Origin of the sequence: Mycobacterium sp. PO1 (assembly GCF_017312405.1) — a bacterium.
In the GTDB taxonomy this organism is placed as follows: domain Bacteria; phylum Actinomycetota; class Actinomycetes; order Mycobacteriales; family Mycobacteriaceae; genus Mycobacterium.
On the sequence record NZ_BLTG01000013.1, the window covers coordinates 63,523 to 81,938 of the forward strand.

The 18,416-nt window shown below is 68.9% G+C and carries 16 protein-coding genes; 7 read left to right on the plus strand and 9 right to left on the minus strand.

The window, feature by feature from the left end; all coding sequences use genetic code 11:
* Positions 1-32: 32 nt before the first annotated feature.
* Positions 33-842, plus strand: a complete 810-nt coding sequence (locus J3476_RS05605) for an SDR family NAD(P)-dependent oxidoreductase (RefSeq protein WP_207065521.1) — start codon at positions 33-35, stop codon at positions 840-842.
* Here J3476_RS05605 and J3476_RS05610 read toward each other — a convergent pair.
* Both J3476_RS05610 and J3476_RS05615 read right to left on the minus strand, forming a co-directional pair.
* Complete coding sequence (locus tag J3476_RS05610; protein WP_207065522.1) at positions 839-1,204, minus strand: carboxymuconolactone decarboxylase family protein; 366 nt, start codon at positions 1,202-1,204, stop codon at positions 839-841. The two genes, J3476_RS05605 and J3476_RS05610, sit on opposite strands and share 4 nt — an antisense overlap.
* A gap of 89 nt (positions 1,205-1,293) precedes the next feature.
* On the minus strand, positions 1,294-2,658 hold the full coding sequence (locus J3476_RS05615) for a cytochrome P450 (protein WP_207065523.1): 1,365 nt from the start codon (positions 2,656-2,658) through the stop codon (positions 1,294-1,296).
* Between the two features lie 49 nt (positions 2,659-2,707).
* Here J3476_RS05615 and J3476_RS05620 point away from each other — a divergent pair, with 49 nt between their 5' ends.
* Positions 2,708-3,358, plus strand: a complete 651-nt coding sequence (locus tag J3476_RS05620; RefSeq protein ID WP_207065524.1) for a TetR/AcrR family transcriptional regulator — start codon at positions 2,708-2,710, stop codon at positions 3,356-3,358.
* A 3-nt stretch (positions 3,359-3,361) separates the two neighbouring features.
* Here J3476_RS05620 and J3476_RS05625 read toward each other — a convergent pair whose 3' ends face one another.
* Complete coding sequence (locus J3476_RS05625) at positions 3,362-3,721, minus strand: heme-binding protein (protein ID WP_286182635.1); 360 nt, start codon at positions 3,719-3,721, stop codon at positions 3,362-3,364.
* A gap of 32 nt (positions 3,722-3,753) precedes the next feature.
* Positions 3,754-4,008, minus strand: coding sequence for a hypothetical protein (locus tag J3476_RS05630; protein WP_207065525.1), 255 nt, complete (start codon positions 4,006-4,008; stop codon positions 3,754-3,756).
* Between the two features lie 184 nt (positions 4,009-4,192).
* Between J3476_RS05630 and J3476_RS05635 the strand changes: the two genes are divergently transcribed.
* The 3 genes from J3476_RS05635 (at position 4,193) to J3476_RS05645 (ending at position 11,351) form a co-directional block, all read left to right on the plus strand.
* Entirely contained in the window at positions 4,193-8,728 is a 4,536-nt protein-coding gene (locus tag J3476_RS05635) for an ATP-dependent helicase (RefSeq protein WP_207065526.1), read from the plus strand.
* A complete protein-coding gene (gene nei2 / locus J3476_RS05640; protein WP_207065527.1) occupies positions 8,728-9,480 on the plus strand; it encodes an endonuclease VIII Nei2 in 753 nt (250 codons plus the stop codon). The genes J3476_RS05635 and nei2 overlap by 1 nt, the downstream gene beginning before the upstream one ends.
* Positions 9,481-10,004: 524 nt before the next feature.
* Positions 10,005-11,351, plus strand: a complete 1,347-nt coding sequence (locus J3476_RS05645; RefSeq protein WP_207065528.1) for a PE-PPE domain-containing protein — start codon at positions 10,005-10,007, stop codon at positions 11,349-11,351.
* 15 nt (positions 11,352-11,366) lie between these two features.
* Here the strand turns inward: J3476_RS05645 and J3476_RS05650 are convergent, their stop codons facing one another.
* The 4 genes from J3476_RS05650 to J3476_RS05665 form a co-directional block, all read right to left on the minus strand.
* Entirely contained in the window at positions 11,367-12,938 is a 1,572-nt protein-coding gene (locus J3476_RS05650) for a phospholipase D-like domain-containing protein (protein WP_207065529.1), read from the minus strand.
* A gap of 138 nt (positions 12,939-13,076) precedes the next feature.
* Positions 13,077-13,544: a hypothetical protein gene (locus J3476_RS05655; protein ID WP_286182636.1), complete on the minus strand. Its 468-nt coding sequence runs from the start codon at positions 13,542-13,544 to the stop codon at positions 13,077-13,079.
* A gap of 32 nt (positions 13,545-13,576) precedes the next feature.
* Entirely contained in the window at positions 13,577-14,743 is a 1,167-nt protein-coding gene (locus tag J3476_RS05660) for a fatty acid desaturase (RefSeq protein ID WP_286182637.1), read from the minus strand.
* Between the two features lie 48 nt (positions 14,744-14,791).
* Entirely contained in the window at positions 14,792-15,868 is a 1,077-nt protein-coding gene (locus J3476_RS05665; protein ID WP_207065530.1) for a ferredoxin reductase, read from the minus strand.
* Between the two features lie 69 nt (positions 15,869-15,937).
* On the opposite strand from J3476_RS05665, the gene J3476_RS05670 reads away from it, so the two are divergent.
* Both J3476_RS05670 and J3476_RS05675 read left to right on the plus strand, forming a co-directional pair.
* Positions 15,938-16,627: a TetR family transcriptional regulator gene (locus tag J3476_RS05670; RefSeq protein WP_152516077.1), complete on the plus strand. Its 690-nt coding sequence runs from the start codon at positions 15,938-15,940 to the stop codon at positions 16,625-16,627.
* 10 nt (positions 16,628-16,637) lie between these two features.
* A complete protein-coding gene (locus J3476_RS05675) occupies positions 16,638-17,414 on the plus strand; it encodes an enoyl-CoA hydratase/isomerase family protein (protein ID WP_207065531.1) in 777 nt (258 codons plus the stop codon).
* Positions 17,415-17,530: 116 nt separating this feature from the next.
* On the opposite strand, the gene J3476_RS05680 is transcribed toward J3476_RS05675, so the two are convergent.
* Positions 17,531-18,301 carry an SDR family NAD(P)-dependent oxidoreductase gene (locus J3476_RS05680; RefSeq protein WP_207065532.1) on the minus strand — a complete coding sequence of 257 codons (771 nt, stop codon included), beginning with the start codon at positions 18,299-18,301 and terminating at the stop codon, positions 17,531-17,533.
* Positions 18,302-18,416 lie beyond the last annotated feature (115 nt).

Below are 18,416 nucleotides of genomic sequence, written 5' to 3' on the forward strand. Positions count from 1 at the left end.
GCGCTTGTGGCGCGCGAAGGCACACTCTGTACATGGATCTCGCGGGCAAGGTCGCCGTCGTCACCGGCGGAGCATCGGGAATCGGGCAGGCACTGGCCCGGCAACTGGCCGAACAAGACGTGCGGGTCGTGGTCGGCGACCTGGACGAGGCCGGTGCGCATCAGAGCGCGTCGGACATCCGGGCGGCCGGCGGCCAGGCCATCGCCCTGCGGGCCGACGCCGCGGACACCGAGGACATCGCAGCGCTGCTACGGCTGGCCGGCGACGAGTTCGCACCCGTGGACATCTACGTCGCCAACGCCGGAGTCATCGGGGCGCCCGCGCTCGGCTCCGAAGCCGACTGGGATGTGACCCTCGACGTGAACCTGCGTGCCCATATCCGCGCCGCGCGCCTGCTGGTGCCGCATTGGCGTTCGATCGGTAGTGGCTACTTCGTGTCGGTGGCCTCGGCCGCGGGCCTACTGACCCAGCTCGGTGCCGCGGGCTACGCGGTGAGTAAACACGCCACCGTCGGGTTCGCCGAATGGCTGGCGATCACCTACGGCGACGACGGCATCGGGGTCAGCTGCGTGTGCCCGCTGGGCGTGGAAACGCCTCTGCTGCAGAACATCCGCGGCATCGACGACGCCGACGCCCGGCTCGGCGCGTCGTCGATCGAACACTCGGCGGCGGTCATCAGCGCCGACGACGTCGCGGCGGCCACACTCGAGGCGATGCGCACCGACCGGTTCCTCGTGCTCCCCCATCCCGAGCTGCTCGAGATGTACCGGCACAAGGGCGCCGACTACGACCGGTGGATCGCCGGGATGCGCCGCTACCAGCGGACGCTGCGCAACGATTAGCTCGTCACCGTCTCCGCGGAGAACTCTCGGATCGCCGAAAAGGCCCGCGCCCCATAGACGGTCGCCGGGCCGCCGTGCATCATGATGCCCACCGCGATCGCCTCGGCAGCCTCCTGCTCGGTGGCCCCGGCCCGGACCGCTCCCTTGGCGTGCGAGGCGATGCACCCGTCGCAGCCGTGGACGACACCGATCGTCATCGCGATCAGCTCTTTGACCTTGCGGCTCAACGCACCGTCGGACAGGGCCGCCGCGCTGATGGCGTTGAAGCCCTGATACACCTCCGGGATTGCCTGCCGCAGCGCCCGGTGTTCGGGCCGCAACTCGTCGAGAACGTCGTGATAGTGCTGCTCGCCATCGTCCATACCGCCCAGTGTGGCGACGGGCATGGGAGGCGAGAAGGGCCGAAAGTAATCACTCGCCGGGCGCGAGCGCTCGCGATACAGGGGTGGGGCTATCGCCGGCGCAGGGTGAGGTGGAAATCCTTGGGCATCAGAGTCAACCGCTCGGCGACCTGCAGTTCGTAGTCCGGGTCGGGGATCAAGTCGTAGCGGCGAAGCAGCACCGCCAGCAGCAGGACCGCCTCATGCAACGCGAACTGCCGACCGATGCAGGACCGGGGTCCCGTGCCGAACGGCTTGTACAACCCCGCCGGACGGGCCTTGACGTTCTCGGGCGCGAAGCGGTCCGGATCGAAGGCATCGGGATCGCCACCCCAGCGCGGGTCGCGGTGCAGCGTCATCGTCAACGCCAGCACCCAGTCGCCCTTGCGCATCGGGTGCACCCCGGCCAGCAAGGTGTCCTCGCGGGCGGCGCGATAGTAGCCGGGCACCGTCGGGTGCAGGCGCAGCGCCTCGTCGAACACCCGCCGCACATAGCGCAGCTTGGCGATCAGTTCGAAGTCCGGGCGCTGCTGCTCGCCCCAGACCTCGGCGATCTCAGCGCGGGCGCGGTCGGCGATCTCCGGATGCCGGGCCAGGAAGTACAGCGCGAACGACAAGGCGCCCGAGGTGGTTTCGTGCCCGGCGACCAGGAAGTTGATCAGCTGATAGCGGATGTTGGCCGGCTCGAGGTCGGACTGCAGCATCAGCTCGAGAAGGTCGTCGTGACGGCCCGGGCCCTCGCGCAACCGTTCGGCGACGATCTCGTCCGCGATCCGGTGCATCGCCGCGGCGTGCACCAGGACATGCCGCTCGGCACGACGGGCGAACCAGCGCGGCAGGAAGGTCTGCCGCAGCACACCCACGCGGTCGGAACCCTTCAGTCCGGCCACCATGTGCTCGACGAACGGGTGCGGATCTTCGGAGTCGAACGCACCGAACGGATGTCCGGCCGCGCACCGCCCGATGGTCTCCAATGTCACCCGGGTGGCGTCGGCGGACACGTCGACGGTCTCGCGCTCATCCCAGCGGGCGGTCAGTTCGTCGGCGACGTCGAACATGATCGCGTGGTACTGACGCATCGCCTGCTGGCTGAAGGCGGGCATCAGCACATCGTGGGCTCTCTGCCAGTTCGGTTCGTCGTTGTAGGCGGTGAACAAGCCGTCGCCGCCGAGGAGCCGCAGCGCCTCGATGTCGGGACCGACGTGCTTGCAGAACCGGCTCTCGTCGTTGAGTTCGGCGACGACATCGGATCCGGCGGCCACGACATAGCGCGCACCCAGGAACCGGAACTCGAACACCGGCCCGAGCTGGGCCAGCTTCATCGCCGACTGGGACGGGGTGTCGGCGTCGAAGGACAGCACATCACCGATGAGCGGCAACCGGCGACCCGGGTGCGGCAACTTGGGGAACGCGCGCCGGTCGTCGACGATGGACATGACACCAGCCTCCGCTGCTGTTGTACATGTGTCAAGTAGGATGGCGGTCATGGGGGAACCACGACGACGACTCTCACCCGACGACCGCCGCAACGAGCTGTTGGCGCTCGGCGCCGAGGTGTTCGGCCAGCGGCCCTACGACGAGGTGCGCATCGACGAGATCGCCGAGCGCGCCGGGGTGTCGCGGGCCCTGATGTACCACTACTTTCCCGACAAGCGGGCATTCTTCGCCGCCGTCGTCCGAGCCGAGGGTGAGCGGCTGTTTGAGGCCACCAACACCCCGCCGGAGCCGGGACAGACGCTGTTCGCCCAGGTCCGCGCCGGCGTGCTGGCCTACCTGCACTACGACGAGGGGCATCCGCACGGCGCCTGGGCGGCATACATGGGCATGGGCCGCTCAGACCCGGTGCTCCGCGGCATCGAGGACATCGACAACGACCGCCAGGCCAACCGCATCATCGGCCGGATCAGCGACGCGGTTGGTGGCGCAATGGGCGCTGATGTCGAGCGCGATCTCCGGGCCACCATCTACGGCTGGCTGGCGTTTACGTTCGAGATGTGCCGCCAGCGTCTGCTCGATCCGGCTCTGGACGCCGACCTGATCGCCGACCTGTGCGCGCACGGACTGCTCGACGCGGTCGCCCGCGTGCCGGGGATCCCGGCCGCGCTGGCCGAGGCGGTCGCACTCGGCGCGCGCTGAGGATCAGCTCTCGCCGAGGTCGGGAATGTCGCGGCCGCAGCGGTTGCGGAAGTCCACCGCAGGCTGCCGGATGCCCTGCAACTCCGCTTTGACCTGAGGATTCGTGTCGAGGAACTCCGCCAACGCCACCCGCCGCTGCTCGGGATCGAGGTCGCCGATCGTGGTGAAGAAGGCGTTGACCGGCGGATGGGTGTACAGATACGCCGTCGTCGACGCCAGCACCCCGGTCATCACCCCCGCCAGGTCCGCCGACGAGCAGTTCGGCGGCGGCTGGGATGCGGCCGGCGCGGCGACGCCCAGCGACAACGCGCCCAGTCCGAGCACTGCGGCCACCACGCGCCGGGTGGACATCCCATCAGCCATGCCGTTCTCCTTGATTCGCTGTCGTTGACCCATCACGGTCTGTTGAAGCCCAGGTTGATGCCCACGTTCCACAAGTCGTCGCAGGCGTAGTAGCCCCACTCGCAGGGGTAGGGCACATACGGCCCGGTCGAGCCCACGGGTCCGGTGCCGGTGCCCGATGAGCGCACTTCACCCTGCGAACAGATCGTCGTCGCCCCCGCGTTGGAGCATTCGGCCCCGCTGACGGGGGCCAGCGCCACCGACGACACAAGCAGGACGGGAACCACCGGTGCACAGATCCATCGCATGTCTCACTCCATCCACCAGCGCACGACGAGGTCGCGCGTCCGGCGCGTCCCACGGCGTCCGCATGAGGGCGCCCGATGGGTCGCAGCGCTCAGAATACGCCGCGACGGACGCCGGCAGCCCCCGTTTTCGACGACTTCACCCCTGCTCAGAGCAGTTGTCGGACCCAGCAGGCACCATGGACGGGTGCCCGTGACCACCGACCCGCTCGCCCGCTTCAGCGCGCTGACGCGCGAGTGGTTCACCGGCACGTTCCACGAACCCACCCCGGCGCAGGCCCAAGCATGGAACGCGATCGCCGACGGCGACAACACCCTGGTCATCGCCCCCACCGGATCGGGGAAGACGCTCGCGGCGTTTCTGTGGGCGATCGACGGGCTGGCCCGTGAACCCTCCCCCACCCGCTCGACCCGGGTGCTGTACGTGTCCCCGCTCAAGGCTCTGGCCGTCGACGTCGAGCGCAACCTGCGCACGCCGCTGACCGGCATCTCCCGCATCGCCGAGCGCACCGGCCAGACGCCGCCGGCGATCAGCGTCGGCGTGCGCTCCGGCGACACCACCCCCGCCAAGCGGCGCGAGCTGATCACCAAACCGCCCGACATCCTGATCACCACCCCCGAGTCGCTGTTCCTGATGTTGACCTCGGCGGCCCGCGACTCCCTGGCCGGCGTGCAGACCGTCATCGTCGACGAAGTGCACGCCGTGGCGGGCACCAAACGCGGCGCACACCTGGCGCTGTCGCTGGAACGCCTCGACGCGATGCTGGAGCGGCCCGCGCAACGAATCGGGCTCTCGGCGACGGTGCGCCCGCCCGAGGAGGTGGCCCGATTCCTGTCCGGCGCGTCACCGACCACGATCGTCGCGCCGCCGGCGGCCAAGACCTTCGATCTCGCCGTGCAGGTGCCGGTACCCGACATGGCCAACCTGGAGGACAACTCGATCTGGCCCGATGTCGAGGAGCGCATCGTCGACCTGATCGAGGCGCACCACAGCTCGATCGTGTTCACCAACTCGCGGCGGCTGGCCGAGCGACTGACCGCGCGCCTCAACGAGATCCACGCCGAACGCGCCGGCGTCGAGCTCGGCTCCCACAACCCCGGCGTCGCCGGCGGGGCGCCGGCGCACCTGATGGGCAGCGGACAGACCTACGGCGCCGAGCCGGTGCTGGCCCGCGCGCACCACGGTTCGGTCAGCAAAGAAGCCCGCGCCGAGGTCGAGGACGCGCTCAAGAGCGGGCGACTCAAGGCCGTCGTCGCGACATCGAGCCTCGAGCTCGGCATCGACATGGGCTCGGTCGATCTGGTCATCCAGGTCGAGACCCCGCCGTCGGTGGCCAGCGGGCTGCAACGCATCGGCCGGGCCGGACACCAGGTCGGCGAGATCAGCCAGGGTGTGCTGCTGCCGAAGCACCGCACCGACCTGATCGGGTGCGCGGTCAGTGTGCAGCGCATGCTGACCGGGCAGATCGAGACGATGAAGGTGCCGGCCAACCCGCTCGACGTGCTGGCCCAGCACACCGTCGCCGCCAGCGCGCTGGAACCGATCGACGCCGACCGCTGGTTCGACACCGTGCGGCGCAGCGCCCCGTTCGCGACGCTGCCGCGCAGCGCGTTCGAGGCGACACTGGACCTGCTCGCCGGCAAGTACCCGTCCACCGACTTCGCCGAGCTGCGTCCACGCATCGTCTACGACCGCGATGCCGGGACGCTGACCGCCCGGCCGGGCGCCCAGCGGCTGGCCGTCACCTCCGGTGGCGCGATCCCCGACCGCGGGCTGTTCACCGTCTACCTGGCCTCCTCGGCGGACTCCGAGAAGCCCTCCCGGGTCGGCGAACTCGACGAGGAGATGGTCTACGAGTCCCGGCCCGGTGACGTCATCTCGCTGGGCGCCACGAGCTGGCGCATCACCGAGATCACCCACGACCGGGTGCTGGTGATCCCCGCCCTCGGCGAGCCGGCGCGGCTACCGTTCTGGCGCGGTGACGGCGTCGGCCGGCCCGCGGAGCTGGGCGCGGCGATCGGGGCGTTCACCGGCGAGCTGGCCCGCCTGGACCGGGAGAAGTTCGAAACCCGCTGCCGGGAAATCGGTTTCGACGACTTTGCGATCGACAACCTGTGGCAGCTGATCGACGAGCAACGCCAGGCCACCTCAGCGGTGCCGTCGGACACCACGCTGGTGGTCGAACGGTTCCGCGACGAACTCGGCGACTGGCGGGTCATCCTGCACTCCCCCTACGGCTTGCGGGTGCACGGGCCGCTGGCACTGGCCGTCGGCAAGCGGCTCTACGACCGCTACGGCATCGACGAAAAGCCCACCGCCTCCGACGACGGCATCATCGTGCGGCTGCCCGACACCGACGACGCCGCCCCGGGCGCCGACATCTTCGTGTTCGACCCCGACGAGATCGAGCCGCTGGTCACCACCGAGGTCAGCAGCTCGGCGCTGTTCGCCTCACGGTTCCGCGAATGTGCCGCGCGGGCGCTGCTGCTGCCCCGCCGCCACCCCGGCAAGCGCTCGCCGCTGTGGCATCAGCGTCAGCGTGCCGCCCAGCTTCTCGACGTGGCCCGCAACTATCCGGACTTCCCGATCGTGCTCGAGGCGGTGCGGGAGTGTCTACAGGACGTCTACGACGTGCCGATGCTGACGGCGTTGATGGGCCGCATCGCGCAGCGCCGGGTGCGGCTGCTGGAGGTCGAGACCCCGACCCCCTCACCGTTCGCGGCGTCGCTGCTGTTCGGCTACGTCGGGGCGTTCATGTACGAAGGCGACAGCCCGCTGGCCGAGCGGCGGGCCGCCGCGCTGGCGCTCGACCCGACGCTGCTGGCGGAGCTGCTGGGCCGTGTCGAGCTGCGCGAGTTGCTCGACGCCGACGTCGTCGCCAGCACGTCACGCCAGCTGCAACATCTGACCGAGGAGCGGCTGGCCCGCGACGCCGAGGGCGTCGCCGACCTGCTGCGCCTGCTCGGCCCGCTGACCACCGACGAGGTCGCCGCGCGCAGCACCGCCGACGACGTGGGGGGTTGGCTGGAAGGCCTGTTGACGGCCAAGCGGGTGGTGACCGTGTCCTATGCCGGGCAGAGCTGGTGGGCCGCGGTGGAGGACATCGCCCGGCTGCGGGACGGTGTCGGAGTCGCGGTGCCGGTCGGGGTGCCGATCGCGTTCCTCGAACCGGTCGTCGACCCGCTGGGAGAACTGCTGTCACGGTTCGCCCGCACCCGCGGCCCGTTCACCACCGCCGAGGCCGCCGCCCGGTTCGGACTCGGAGTGCGGGTCGCCGCCGACGTGCTGGGTCGCCTCACCGTCGACGGCAAGCTGGTCCGCGGCGAATTCAGCGACGCTCCCGCCGATTCCGGGGAACAGTGGTGTGACGCCGAGGTGCTGCGCATCCTGCGCCGCCGCTCGCTGGCGGCGCTGCGCGCACAGATCGAACCGGTCAGCACCACCGCGTTGGGCCGCTTCCTGCCGTCCTGGCAGCTGCTCGGCAGCGAATCGGTGTCCGGCGTCGACGGACTGGCCGCGGTGATCGATCAACTCGCCGGCGTGCCGATGCCCGCCTCGGCTGTCGAACCGCTGATCTTCGGACAGCGCGTGCGCGACTACCAGCCCGGCATGCTCGACGAGCTGCTCGCCTCCGGCGAAGTGCTGTGGTCGGGTGTCGGCGCGCTGTCCACCGCAGACGGCTGGGTGGCGTTCCATCCCGCCGAGACCGCACCACTGTCACTCGCGGCGCCGAGCGAGGTCGAGATGACCGACGTGCACCGCGCGCTTCTGGACGCGCTGTCGGGGGGCGGCGCGTACTTCTTCCGGCAGCTGTCGGTGGACGGCGTCAGCAGCGAGTCCCTGAAAGAGGCGCTGTGGCAGCTGATCTGGGCTGGCCACGTCAGCGGCGACACGTTCGCCCCGGTACGGGCGCTGCTGGCCGGCACCCGCGGTTCGGGCACGCGGCGTGCGGCCACCCCGTCGCACCGGCACCGGCGCGCGCCCCGGCTGAGCCGCTACAGCCTGAGCTCGAGTGCGTTGAGCCACCGCGACTCCGACCCGACGGTCGCCGGTCGGTGGTCGGCGCTGCCGCTGCCCGAGACCGACACCACGGTCCGCGCACACTTCCAGGCCGACCAACTGCTGGCCCGCCACGGGGTGCTGACCAAGGGCGCCGCGGCTGCCGAGAACGTCCCGGGCGGGTTCGCCTCGCTGTACAAGGTGCTCACCACGATGGAAGAGGCCGGGCGCTGCCAGCGCGGCTATTTCGTCGAATCCCTCGGCGGCGCGCAGTTCGCCACGGCCAGCACCGTCGACCGGCTGCGCACCCACGCCGACAGCATCGACGACCGCCAAGGTGCGCTGCGCGCGGTGGCGCTGGCCGCGACCGACCCGGCCAACCCCTTCGGAGCGGCACTGCCGTGGCCGGTCCGCGACCCCGACGCCGACACCGCACACCGGCCCGGCCGAAAAGCCGGAGCGCTGGTCGTGCTCGTCGACGGCGCGCTGGCCTGGTTCGTCGAACGCGGCGGCCGGTCGCTGCTGAGCTTCACCGGTGACGCCGAGACCTCGAACGCGGCGGCCGCCGCGCTGGCCGAATTGGTCACCCGGCAACGGGTTCCGGCCCTGCTGGTGGAACGGATCGACGGCGTTCCGGTACTCGAGCAGCGCGACTCCGTGGTCGTCGAGTCGCTGGTCTCCGCTGGCTTCTCCCGCACGCCTCGCGGATTGCGGCTGCGCTGATGCCCGAGGGCGATACCGTGTTCCGGACCGCGGACAAGCTGCGCACAGCCCTGGAGGGCAAGGTGTTGACCCGTTGCGACGTGCGGGTGCCGCGCTTCGCCGCGGTGGATCTGTCCGGGCAGACCGTCGACGAAGTGCTCAGCCGCGGCAAGCACCTGTTCATCCGCGTCGGCGCGGCCAGCATCCACTCCCACCTGAAGATGGACGGCGCGTGGATCATCGGCCGGGTGCGGGCTCCGGCCTACAAGATCCGCATCGTGCTCGAGACCGCCGAATCGCGCGCCTCCGGAATCGATCTCGGCGTGCTCGAAGTGCTCGACCGCGCCACCGACATGACCGCGGTCGACCACCTGGGCCCAGACCTGCTCGGTGAAGACTGGTCGGCCCAGACCGCCGCGGCCAACCTGATGGCCGACCCCGACCGGCCGCTGGCCGAGGCGCTACTGGATCAGCGGGTGATGGCCGGCGTGGGCAACGTGTTCGCCAACGAACTGTGCTTCGTATTCGGCTTGCTGCCGGGCACGGCGGTGGCACAGCTGCCCGATCCGGTGCGGATGGCGACCCGCGCCCAGCAGATGTTGTGGGCCAACCGGTTACGCATCAACCGTACGACCACCGGCAACACCCGCCCCGGTCAGGATGTCTGGGTGTACGGCCGCGCGGGCCTGCCGTGTCGGCGGTGCGGTACCCGCATCGAGACCGACAAGGGCGGTGACCGGGTGACGTATTGGTGCCCGACCTGCCAGCGATAGACGAAGCTGCGACACCGTGAACCCACTAACCGTTGCACGTCCCGCCGACGCCCTCGTTCAGCTCATCCAGACGCTCAGCCAAGCCCCGGTTCGAGAGCCGGCACATGTCCGACGCGTTGCCCACGCACAACACGAGAACCCGCCGTGGGTGGGCGACTTCCGGGCGCCCCTGAGCCAGCATGTCGTCGCGTAGCACGATTTGCCCAAATCACACGCCCCGGATCGGTGACAAGATGCGACGCCTTCAGTTATCACCCAAGATGGGGCATACTGCACTAACGGGCACGCGGCTTACCCAAGCCGGGATCGCCCGGTTCCGTCGGGGGGCGGCACATTCACGCGATCTGGGGGGATTCACAATGGCTTGTCGGAGAACGGGGTCTCGTCGGCCGTCGGGTTGGCATCGGTACCTGGCCACGCGCGACACGCGCGACCTTGGCGACCGTGGAGTGCCGCCGACTGTAGGCACGATCACGATGAGATCGCGTGCTGATCGCTCGCGCTCGACGTTCAGGAAAGCTGCGGTGAAGTTTGCTTTGGGCGCTGCTGTCCTGCCGCTGCTTCCTGCGCCGACCGCCGCAGCAGCAGCCGCCGCGGCGGTACCTTCGGTGCCGAGCCCCGCGACGGTACTGACCGTCTTTCCGTGGGAAGGCTCCATGGAGGACGAACTCCAAGGAACGCTGTGCCGAGCACCGAACAACTGTGTCCAGATCCGTCAGTTCCTCTGGGATCCCAACGGAATCACGACCATCGAAACTACCATCGACGCAACGCCGGGCACCAAGGTCGTGTTCTCCTACAGCGAGGGTGCCCGATCGGTCGCGGACTGGATGGAGCAGCACGCGGACGATTCCGACGCTCCGTCGCCGGACGAACTGTCGTTCGTCCTTATCGGCAATCCCACTCGCGCGTACGGCGGCTCAGACAAGAAGGTGATGCCGCAAACTCAGTACCAGGTGATCGACGTGTCGCGCCAGTACGACCCGGCCTCCGACTTTCCCGACGATCCGACCAATTTCATTGCCCTACTGAATTCCTTGGCGGCGTTCACTGTCATTCACACCGACTACGAAGGCGTGGACATGTACGACCCCGCCAATATCGTGTGGAAAGAGGGCAACACCACCTATGTCTTCGTGCCGACCGAGGAGCTTCCACTGCTAGCGCCTCTGCGGAACTTGGGGCTCACCGGCTTGGCGGACGCACTCAACGGACCGCTCAAAGAAATCGTGGAGCGGGCCTACGACCGGTCGTATCTGCCGACGGCGCCGGAAGGACCCGCCGATACGTCTGCGTTGTCCTTGACTTCCACCCGGGCCGAACGGATACCGGGGCCGTCAGAGGCCGATCGCGGTGATTCGACGGCCACTGAGACCACCTCCGCCGCATCCCCGCCGAAATCCTCGGACCCCCCGGTTGCCGCTCCACTACCGATCTCCGGACCGGGTGAGACCGCCGCGGACGAACCCGGCACTGTTGACCCTGGCACTGTTGACCCTGGCACTGGTGACCTTGGCACTGGTGATCTTGGCACTGTCGACCTTGGCGCCGACGACCTCGACGACACGGCGGCGACGCCCAACGACGCCACGACCCTTCCCGCAGAGGACGCCAGCCCCGAGTCGGTCCCCGAGGACGACATCGACATCGATGACTCCCTGGCGACAGTCGACGCTGCCACGGACTCGACGTCCCTAGCCGCGCAGGAGACCAGCTCCGGATCGTCGACCAGCGACGAACGGCTGGATCGGACGAGCGTGAGTGCCAGCGTCACCGGACACAAGGCGACGAACTCGGAAACGGCTGCGGCAAAGGAGAATGACCGAGACGGCGTCTCGGCCGACCACAACTCCGGCGACGGCGACTCGTAGTCGTCCGAGTCGGACTCACCCGGCGTCGGCGGCCACGTCGACCGAATACTCCGGCCCTGGATCACCACCGCCGGTGAAGTCCCGCACGATCGACCACAGCTGGGGAGCGCCGTTGGCCAAGGGCCAGGTGATGACCCGGACCGCCAGATTCTGCACGCTGTCGGCGATCGAGGACGGCACGGTGTCGGGGTCCATCAGGTCGTTCTCCGCGAAGGGTGACGCATCAGCGGCGACCATGAACTCGGTGAAGGTGCGCAGCGACCGCCCCGTACCGCGCAGGGCGTTGACCGCCCCCAGAAACGAACCGCGTTCGCGGACTTCGGAACTGAAACGCAGCGGGGATACACCGAGGTGCTCGGCCACCAGATCGTCACGCACACCCACGATGTGGTCGCGGATGTCGTCGCCGCCCTCGGCCGGCGCCTCGATCACGACATCGCATTCGCTGTCGAAACCCAGCGAACGATTGTTCAGATTCGACGAGCCGATGCGCAGCAACCGGTCGTCGACGACCAGAACCTTCGAGTGCACATACACCGATTCGCCACCTTTGACCACCGGCCAGTACACGCCCAGCCGCTGATGCATGTCGGCGTCCCACAGCAGCCGCAGCATGCGCTCCCGGGCACTGTCCATCGACTCCTGCTCGAGCCGGCTCTCCGAGCTTCGGGGCAGCACGATCACCACCTCGGGGCCGTCGGGTTCGCGCAGCCGCTCGGCGAGCGCCTCGGCGAGACTGCGCGCGGCGAGATACTGGTTCTCCAGATAGATCACCTGACGCGCGGCGGCGATGGCCGCCAGGTTCAGTGCTTCCACCTCGCGCACCTCGGGCCGGCCCGGCAGGGCGGGCATGGTGCGGGCCACGCCCACCTCCACGTCGCGCAGGGCCGGCGTCAACTGGTTCGGCCACATCGACCCCGCACCCGCGAGCGCGGGCAGCGACTTGCCGGTCGCGGCCTGCCACCGCTGCCGCGCCTGTTCGGCGAGCACACGGGCCGCGGCGCCGTCGACAGCGGTGGCCACCTCGTGACGTGGCCCGTAGGGCTCGCCCGATGTCGTGCGGCGTCGATCGCCGGGGGCATGGTCGCGGGTGTCCCATCGGCCGACGGTGAGGTCGATGCCCCCGCAGAACGCGACATCGTCGTCGACGACGACGATCTTCTGGTGGTGCACCGCCCCGGTGGGGCGGGCGCCGTCCATCGCGAAATGGATGCGCCGCGAGGTCACCTGGTTGAGCAGCGCCACCGGGGTCACGCCGAACCAGAACCCGTCCAACGCCGGCAGCAGCCGCAGGTTGGACTTCAGCAGATACACGTGCAGGCCGGGCTCGCGGAACAGCAACCAGTGCAGGAACGGGCCGAGCGTGTTCGGGCCCAGCTGCGTCGGATGCCCGGGTTCGAAGGTGGTCCGATAGTCCAGGTCCCAGCCGATCAACATGATCCGACGCTTGGCGCGCAGCATGGCCGCCTTCACATGCGCGAGGTAGTCGGCTCCGTCGACGATCGTCGCGAACCGGTCGGCGCGCGCGGTCTGCCAGCACGTGTGTCCCGGCACGACCAGCGCAGCCTCACTCGTGGCGTTCGCCATCACTGCACCTCCCGTCAGGCAACTCCATGATCGCGTCGACACGGCGACGGATTCAATCGTGCTCTGTGAGGGACGGTCGTGGCACCCGAAACCGCACACCTCGGATCTGTGTTCTCACTCACGATCCGGGCGCCGGGCTCAGACCGTGCAGTCGACTCCGGCGACGTCGTGGGCGATGACACAGGCCGACGGGTTCGACAGCTTCCACTGCCCGTCCTGGTCGACCCAGTAGATGTTGTGGGTCTTGGTGCCGAAGATCGGGATGCTGACCGCCAGCTGCGCGTCCACCCGGTCGCCGTTGAGCACCGGATTCTGCACCTCCCACGACACCATCCCGCCGTAGGTGTTCAACCGGTTGGCGATGTTGTCCGCGGTCGGTACCGCCGCCTGCCCACCGGCCAGCTTGGCCGCCCGGGCGTCGGACGGCGCCCCGGTGTCGAGGACCTGCCGCAGGTCGGCGGTCAACTCACCGGCATTCGGGGCCGCCGGCTGCGCCCAGGCAGCGCCCACGCCGCCGAGGACACCGACCGCCATCACCGACATTGCCGCTCCAGCCATCGCCGCGCGCATGAACAACTCCTCACCGTTGGGCCCGACCCACGGCACACCACACCACGGGCCGGGCCCCTCCACAAGGTCTACGTCCAGGGCAGCGCCAGCCTGACGATCTTGCGGACCACGGTGGCGAACTGCCGCGGCAACGGCCCGGTGTTGTACGGGATGCCGTAGCGGCCGCAGATCTCGCGCACACTCTCGGAGATCTCGGCGTGCCGGTGCGCGGGGATGTCGGGGAACAGGTGGTGTTCGATCTGGAACGACAGGTTGCCGCTCAGGATGTGGAACAGCTTGCCCCCGGTCAGGTTCGCCGAGCCGAGGATCTGACGGAAGTACCACTGGCCGCGGGATTCGGCCTTCGTCTCCTCGATCGTGAACTCCTGCACATCCTCGGGGAAGTGTCCGCAGAAGATGATCATGTAGGACCACACGTTGCGGATCAGGTTCGCCGTCAGGTTGCCGGTGAACACCCACGGCGCGAACGGCCCGGCCAGCAGCGGGAACGCCACGTAGTCCTTGAGCGTCTGGCGCTTGGTCTTGGCCCAGATGCCCTCGAGGATCTCACGCTTGTCCTTGATGGAGATCTCACCGGAGGCGATCTTCTCGCTCTCCATCTCGTGCAGCGCCACGCCGTACTGGAACAGCACCATGAGCAGGAACGCGTAGACCGGGTTGCCGAGGTAGTACGGCTTCCACTTCTGGTCGGAACTCATCCGCAGGATGCCGTAGCCCACGTCGCGGTCCAGTCCGACGATGTTGGTGTAGGTGTGGTGCATGTAGTTGTGCGAGTGCCGCCACTGGTCGGCCGGGCAAGCGGTGTCCCATTCGAATCCGCGGCTGGACAGTGCCGGGTCACCCATCCAGTCGTACTGGCCGTGCATGACGTTGTGGCCGATCTCCATGTTGTCGATGATCTTGCTCAGCCCCAGCATCGCGGTGCCGGCCAGCCAGAACGGCGGGAAGATCCCGCCGAACAGCAGCGCGCGACCGCCGACCTCGAGGGTGCGCTGCGCCTTGATCATCCGCCGGATGTAGGTGGCGTCGCGCTCACCCAGGTCGGCGATGACGCGTTCTTTGAGTTCGTCGAGCTCGCGGCCGAACGCCTCGGCCTGCTCGGGGGTCAGCGTGACGGTCTTTCCCGCGACGGTCTTGGAGATCGTCTGGGCCGGACCGGGCTGAGTCGTGTGGGTCTCGACGGTGGCGGTCTCGTCGGTGGGGGTCTCGTCAGTGGTGGTCAAGGTGTCAGTCATCATGTCTCCTTGGGCTTTTACAGAGCGATGTCTTACAGGGCGATGTCTTTACAAGGCGATGTCGACGTCGCCGACGGGTGCGGACACACAGATCTGCACGTCCTCCTCGTCGGTGGAGGACACCGCGCCGGTGATCACGTTGCGCACGGCGCCGCTGTTCTTGCGGCGGGTGCAGGAAAAGCAGATGCCCATGCGGCAGCCGCTTTCCGGGGTCAGGCCGGCGGCCTCGGCCTGACCGAGCAGTGGAGTGCCGTCGTCGTCGATCTCGATCTCGCTGTCGCTGAACCGGATCCGGCCACCGGAGGCCTGCTGCGGGGTGAGTACCGGCGGCACGAAGCTCTCCGACTGCGCATCGGGGAACTGCTCCCGCACCGCGTCGACGAGGGCGGGCGGCCCACACACGTAGACGTGTTCGGGCTGGATGTCCGCGGCGGCGACGTGGTCGGAACCGAAGCGCCCGAGCAGGTCCGAGGCCGCGGGCTCGCGCGTGTAGCCGTGCAGCACGGTCACGTTGGGCATCTCGGCCGCGGTCAGGGCGAGTTCGTCGCGGTAGCACGCCTCCTCCGCCGAGCGGGCGTAGTGCAGGAACACCACGCGACCGCGGTGACGGCGCGCACGCAGGGTGCGGAGCATCGACATCACCGGCGTGATGCCGGTGCCGCCGGAGACCAACAGCACGGGTTCGGTCAGGGCCTCGGGAAGGGTGAACTCGCCACCCACCGAGTCCAGACCGACAACCAGGCCGCGACAGGCATGCTCGACCAGGTAGGGCGAGACCACGCCGCCGTCGTGCCGTCCGATCGTCAGCTCCAGGTAGCGGTCGCCCTCGGCGCTGGCGATCGAATACGGCCGGGTCCGTCGCCGGCCGTCGACCTCGACGGTGACGTTGACGTGCTGGCCGGCCCGGAACCCGGGCATGCCCGCCCGGAAGGCGCGGTTGGGGTCCAGCGTCAGCGTGACGCTGCGCGGCGTGTTGCGCCGCACCCCGACGACCCGGGCACGGCCCTCGCCCCGTGTCCATGTCGGGTCGACCAACTCGGTGTAGCGGTCCACTCCGTGCGGACCGGTGAGCAGGTCCAGCAGCGAGGAGCGCCGCACCCGCTTGGTCAGGGTTTGAGTAAACATATGTTCACTGTCGGCCACATAGACTAGGGCGGTCAAGAGAAAGGAGCAGGTTGTGGTAGGTTTCACACAGTGAACAGTCGTACGCCCGAGTCACGATCTCGGTCGTCGTCACGGCGGCACGACAGAAGCCGCGACCGGGCACACGACCAACTCAGCCGTGAAGAACGCAAAGAGGCCACCCGCCGGGCGATCGTCTCAGCGGCACTGCACCTGCTCGCCGAACACAGCTTCAGCGGCCTGAGCCTGCGCGAGGTGACCCGCGAGGCGGGCATCTCCCCGGCCGCGTTCTACCGTCACTTCGAGTCGATGGAAGCCCTCGGCCTGGTGCTGATCGACGAGTCCTTCCGCAGCCTGCGGGACATGCTGCGCGGCGCCCGCGCGGGCAAACTGGACCCGACCCGCGTCATCGAGTCCTCGGTCGACATCCTCATCGACGGCGTACAGCAACGCCGCGAACACTGGCGGTTCATCGGCCGGGAACGCTCCAGCGGCGTGACGGTACTGCGCTACGCCATTCGCACCGAGATCCGCCTGATCACCTCCGAGTTGGCCATCGACCTCGCGCGCTTCCCCGGCCTGCAGTCCTGGAGCAGCGAAGACCTCAACATCCTGGCCAGCGTGTTCGTCAACGCCATGATCGTCATCGCCGAGTCCCTCGAGGAAACCACCGACCCCGCGGCGATCGCCGAGATCAAGCGCGTCGCGGTCAAACAGCTGCGGATGATCACGATCGGCGTGGCGGGGTGGCGCAGCAGTTAACGTGACGGCCATGCCGCCCGTCCTGCAGACCAGCCATCCCCGACCCGAGATCACCGTCCTGACCCTCAACCGGCCCGAGAAGCTCAACGCGCTGTCCTACCAGCTGGTCGAACAGCTGCACGAGGCACTCGACGCCCTGGCCTCGGACAACACCTGCCGCGTGGTCGTGCTGACCGGCGCAGGCCGGGGCTTCTGTTCCGGTCTGGACCTGAGCGCTCCCAACCCCGTCGAGGCCGGCGGCGGCACCGAGTTCCCCCGCTCGGGGATGCGCTGGCAGGAACGCATCGCCGACCTCACCGCCAAGATCCACCGGTTGCGCCAGCCGGTGATCGCCGCCGTCAACGGCGTCGCCTACGGGGGTGGACTCGGCATCGCGCTGGCCTGCGACCTGCGGGTAGCGGGCCCGGCGGCCCGATTCTGCACCCAGTTCATCAAACTCGGCCTCGGCGGCTGCGACATCGGCGTCAGCTACACGCTGCCGCGGCTGATCGGCGCCGGGCCGGCCTTCGATCTGATCCTGACCGCCCGGGCCGTCGACGCCGACGAGGCGCTACGGCTGGGTCTGGTGTCGCGCCTCGTCGAATCTCCGCTCGACGAGGCCCTGGCCGTCGCCGAGACACTCTGCGGATACGGCAAATTCGGTGTCGAATCGACCAAGCAGGTGATGTGGGCGAACCTGGAGTCCTCCAGCCTGGAGGCGGCACTGCATCTGGAGAACCGCAGCCAGATCCTCGCCTCGACCAGTGGCGAGATGCGTGACGCCGCGTCGAAGGTGCTCAAGCGCTGAGGTGTGTGCCCCACAGCGCCTCGCGAGAGTGCACACCCGGTAGTGCCGCGCGCTCGGCAGCTACCGTGTGTGCACGCTCGCGGCAACGGTGGGGCGGAGCACCGGCGCCGCCAGCGCTAGCGCGGGGTGCCGCCGCCGTCGACCATGATGACCTGACCGGTCATGTAACTCCCGGCGTCGGAGGTCAACAGCAGTGCGGCGCCGACCATTTCGTCGGCCGAGGCCAGCCGCCGCATCAACGTCCCGGAGACCATCCCGTCGATGACCTCCTGCGGGTTCTTGCGCATCATGTCGGTGTCCACCGGCCCCGGCGCCAACGCGTTGACCCGGATCCCGTCACCGGCGAACTCGGCGGCCATCGAGCGGGTGAACGACATCAGCGCCGACTTCATCGACGCGTAGATCGACAGCGCCGGCGCGAAGATGAACCCGCCGATCGACACCATGTTCAGCACCGCGGCGTGCGCGCTGTCCCTCAGGTGCGGGAGCGCTTCCTGCACAAGCATGACCGGACCGCGCAGATTCACGTCGAACGACTTGGTCAGCGCGTCCACCGTGATCTGTCCCAGCGGCTGCGCCAACGGATTGGCGGCGTTGTTGACCAGCACATCGAGACCACCGAACTCGGCGACGGTGCGCTCGACCAGCGCGGCCAGATCGTCGACCTCACCGAGATGGGTCGGCACGCCGATCGCCGCGCCACCCATCCCGCGCAGGTGCGCCGCGGCCTGTTCGCACGCGTCCGGCTTGCGGCTGGCCACGACGACCTGCGCTCCGGCGAGCACATATCCCTCAGCCAGCGCCAGTCCGATCCCGCGGGTACCGCCGGTCACGACGACGGTCCGACCGGCCATGTCGAACAACCGGTCGAACGACGAGCGGTCCACTAGATGCAGCCGCTGACGCTGATGCGGCGGCCCACATCAGCACACACCGCCACGTTGGGTGTGTACACCGGCGGCGGGGGCGGCGGCGGTGTACACACCCAACGTGGCGGTGTGT